The organism is Tianweitania sp., from assembly GCF_032053605.1.
Lineage (GTDB): Bacteria > Pseudomonadota > Alphaproteobacteria > Rhizobiales > Rhizobiaceae > Tianweitania.
Genome location: NZ_DAMBUH010000182.1, coordinates 1 through 3,955 on the forward strand (window position 1 = coordinate 1; position 3,955 = coordinate 3,955).

A 3,955-nucleotide genomic window follows, 5' to 3' on the forward strand; every position below is an offset into this window, starting at 1 on the left:
AGGTTCATGCCGGCCAAGCCAGCCAATGCGCCCGAGATCACGTAAACGGAAAAGCGGATGCGCGTGACGTTGATGCCGGAGGTCTTGGCCGCATGCGGATTGCCGCCGACGGCATAGATATAGCGGCCGAAGCGCGTGCGGGTGAGCACCCACCAGGATACGGCGAAGACGATCGCGAGGATCACCACGGGCAGCGGAATGCCGAGGATGTTGCCGGTGCCGATCCAACGGAATTCCGGAACCAGTGCGGGCACCGGGCGGCCATTGCCGTAGATCAGCGTCAGGCCGCGGGCGGCCGACAGCATGCCGAGCGTCGCCACGAAGGCGGGAACGGCAAAGCGCGACACGATCGCGCCCACAACGCCGCCGCAGGCCACACCCACGGCCAGACCAACCGCGATCGGCACGAACACCGGATAGGGCGCGCCGGATACGGCCGCAGTGGCCGAAGTCGTCGCGAAGCTCGCGCTGACGATGCCGGCGAGTGCCACAACCGAGCCGACGGACAGGTCGATGCCGCGCGTCAGGATCACGAAGGTCATGCCAATCGCCAGCACGCCGTTGATCGAGGTCTGCAGCAGCACGTTGGAAATGTTGCCGGCCGTCAGGAAGTACGGATTCGAGACCGACAGAACCACCACCAGGATCAGGAAGGCGATGAAGATGCCGTATTCCTGGATCAGCAAACGGCGACGTTCGGATCCCATCAGGCCTTCCGCAGGCTTACCATTCACATCGGACATTAAGAGTTCCCCATTGCGTCGCGTGGACCGCAAGTCGTCAGGTCGAAAGATGCACGAGGGATTGCGCGTTGGCCTCGGTGCGTTCCAGAATGCCGGCCGAGCGGCCGCCGCGCATCACCATGACGCGGTCGGACATGCCCAGCACTTCGTCAATTTCCGACGAGATCATCACAACCGTGCCGCCGGCCGCCGCGTAATCGCAGATGATGCGGTAGATTTCGCGCTTTGCGCCGACATCGACGCCGCGCGTCGGTTCATCGAGCAAGAGAACGCGCGGATTGCGCAAAAACCACTTGCCGAGCACCACCTTCTGCTGATTGCCGCCCGACAGGCCGGACACCGCCATCGTGTCGCGCGCGGCCTTGATGTGGAAGCGCTCGATCATCGCCTTGGCCGCAGCCGCTTCCTCGCGACGGCGCATCACGAAGGACGGGCTCATCTCGGGCAGGCTGGCGAGGCCGATATTCCCGCGCACACTGTCGGTGAGGTTGAGGCCGGTCTTCTTGCGGTCTTCGGTGACGAGCGCGATGCCTTCAGCCATCGCATCCGACGGCTGGCCGATCTTCACCGCCGTGCCATCCAGCAGGATGCGGCCGGTGGAATGGGGATCGAGGCCGAACAGGCTGTCGAAGATTTCAGTGCGGCCCGAGCCCATCAGGCCGTAGATGCCGAAGATCTCGCCCTTGCGGACCTGGAACGAGATGTCGGCGATCTTGGCCGGGCTTTGGAGTTGCTGAACCTCGAGGCCGATCTCGGCTGTCGGCTCGTTGGTCTTGATGTATTCTTCGCCAAGCTCGCGGCCGACGATCATGCCGATCAGCGCGGGGCGGTCCACATCGGCGAGATTGCCGCTCGACACATAAGCGCCGTCGCGGAACACGGTGTAGGCGTCCGCGATCTGGAAAATCTCCGAAAGGCGGTGCGACACGTAAACGATACCGCGCCCTTGCGCCTTCAGCGTTTCGATGGCCGCAAACAGGTGCTGCGCTTCGCGTTCGCCGATGGCGGAAGTCGGCTCGTCCATGAAGATGACTTCGGCGTCATGGGACAGCGCCTTGGCGATTTCCACCAGCTGCATCTTGGCAACCGACAGGCTCGCCATCTGCTGGTCGGCGCGGATATCGAATTCGAGATCGTCGAGCAGCTTTTGCGCAGCTGCGTTCATGGCGCGGAAATCGATGCCGCCGAAGCGCTTCAGCGGTTCGCGGCCGAGATAGATGTTCTCGGCCACCGTCATGAAGGGGATCGGGCTCAGTTCCTGCTCGATGATGGCGATGCCGGATGCCAGCGCTTCGGCCGGGCTGGAGAATTCAACAAGCTCGCCATTGCGCCAGATCTTGCCGCCGTCGCGGTGATGGATGCCCATGAGGATCGACAGGAAGGTGGACTTGCCGGCACCGTTGCCGCCGCAAAGCGCATGGACCGAGCCGGCCGCCAGTTCGAACTGGCCGTTCTTCAGGGCGTGGACACCACCAAAGGATTTGCGCAATCCCTCGACCTTCAGCAGTGACACCAAACTCGCCTCCTTGGCCACGCCCACAAATGCAGCAAACGCCGGCCAATACCAGCCGCAGAACACGCTTGCGGCTAACCTCTCGACAATTCTCGAAGATCACTCGACATTTGTCAATCTGGCACTCTGGTGGCGAAGTGCCGCTGCATGGTTTTTCAACTGCGATGATCATTCAGGAAGCAGTCGACGATGCGCGCCACCGCTATTTCTCCTGCCACGATCCGCTTCCCCGCGCGGCAAATGTTGACATCTTTACTCTTCTTCGGCACGGCGAAGGCAAGGGTGGCTGCACGAGGGTGTTGATTGTGAAAGACGTACCGCCGTTGAAGGTCACGCGCCGCGCTGTGCTCGGCGGCATGGCCGCCTCAGCCGTTGTTCGCCCCGCTTTCGCGCAAGACGAGATCCGCTTCACCCATGTGTTCGGCGAAATCGTACTGAAGGAACCGGCCAAGCGCGTCGTGTCGCTCGGCTACACCTCGCATGACACGCTTCTGGCGCTGGATGTCGTGCCGGTCGCCACCCGCTACTGGTTCGGCGATCAGCCCTTCGGCGTGTGGCCCTGGGCCAAGGACAAGCTCGGCGACGCCCAGCCCACGCTGATCTCCGGCGAGGTGTCGATGGAAACCGTCGCGTCCCTACAGCCTGACCTCATCGTCGGCATCGGTTCCGGCATTTCGCAGGCGGAATATTCCGTACTTTCGCAGATCGCACCGACCCTGATGCAGGCGCCAAACCAGCCGGTTTACGGCACACCCTGGAACGAGCTGACGCGCACACTCGCGCGCGCCGTGGGCAAGGATGCGCAGGCCGATGCGCTGATTGCTACCACCGAAGCCAAGTTCGCTGATGTCCGCGCGCGCCATCCCGACTGGGCCGGCCAATCAGCCGTCGCCGCCTATAATTTCGCCGGCGAAACCGGCGGCTTTACCTCGCACGACACCCGCGGGCAGTTCCTGGCCGAACTCGGCTTCCAGCCGGTGCCACAGATCGACCAGCTCGGCAAAGGCAACTTCTACGCCGCGCTTTCGCCCGAAGACCTGTCGGCGCTCGATGCCGACCTTCTCGTTTGGGTGTCGTCCTTCAATTCGGTGCCGGATCTCGTCGCGCTCCCCATGCGTAAGATCCTCAAAGCGCATCGCGAAGGCCGCGAAGTCTTTGCCGGCGAAACGATCGCCGCCGCCCTTTCCTTCGGCAGCATCCTGTCCCTGCCCTTCGCGCTCGCCGAACTCGAAGACGGCATTGCGCTTGCCCTCGACGGCGATCCCAAAACGCCTGTGCCGTCATCCGTTGCGGCAGGCATCGCACCTTGAAAACAGGTGCCGGCCTTTTTGCGCTTCTACTCGCAGCGGCGTTGCTGACGCTATGCGTGGGCGTGCGCACGGTTGGCCCGGCGGAGTTCTGGGGCGTACTCACCGCTTACGACCCCAGCAATCCCGTGCATCTCACCCTCGCCTCGATCCGCGTTCCGCGCCTGATCGCCGGCCTCATCGCGGGGGCGTCACTGGGGATGGCCGGCACGGTAATGCAGGCGCTGACGCGCAATCCCCTCGCCGATCCCGGTGTTCTCGGCGTGGGTGCCGGTGCCGCTTTTTCCGTGGTGCTCGGCGCGCTGCTTCTCGGCCAGGCCGATAGCGGCGTTGTGGCAGCGCTGGCCTTCCCCGGTGCAGCGATCGCGGCCGGCCTTGTTTTCGCGCTCGGC

At 63.7% G+C, this 3,955-nt stretch carries 4 protein-coding genes; 2 read left to right on the forward strand and 2 right to left on the reverse strand.

Going from position 1 to position 3,955, the window contains the following annotated elements; translation table 11 throughout:
- Both RTX98_RS20370 and RTX98_RS20375 read right to left on the reverse strand, forming a co-directional pair.
- Window positions 1-743: ABC transporter permease (locus RTX98_RS20370; protein WP_312798712.1), on the reverse strand; the 743-nt coding region annotated here is incomplete at its 3' end.
- 37 nt (window positions 744-780) lie between these two features.
- Window positions 781-2,259 carry a sugar ABC transporter ATP-binding protein gene (locus RTX98_RS20375; RefSeq protein ID WP_312798713.1) on the reverse strand — a complete coding sequence of 493 codons (1,479 nt, stop codon included), beginning with the start codon at window positions 2,257-2,259 and terminating at the stop codon, window positions 781-783.
- A gap of 161 nt (window positions 2,260-2,420) precedes the next feature.
- On the opposite strand from RTX98_RS20375, the gene RTX98_RS20380 reads away from it, so the two are divergent.
- A complete protein-coding gene (locus RTX98_RS20380) occupies window positions 2,421-3,566 on the forward strand; it encodes an iron-siderophore ABC transporter substrate-binding protein (RefSeq protein ID WP_312798714.1) in 1,146 nt (381 codons plus the stop codon).
- On the forward strand, window positions 3,563-3,955 hold a 393-nt coding region (locus RTX98_RS20385), incomplete at its 3' end, for an iron chelate uptake ABC transporter family permease subunit (protein ID WP_312798715.1). The genes RTX98_RS20380 and RTX98_RS20385, both read left to right, overlap by 4 nt.

Bases quoted from the DNA above. Each gene is read 5' to 3' on its own strand.
- RTX98_RS20380 (WP_312798714.1), top strand. From the start codon at position 2,421: ATGATCATTCAGGAAGCAGTCGACGATGCGCGCCACCGCTATTTCTCC.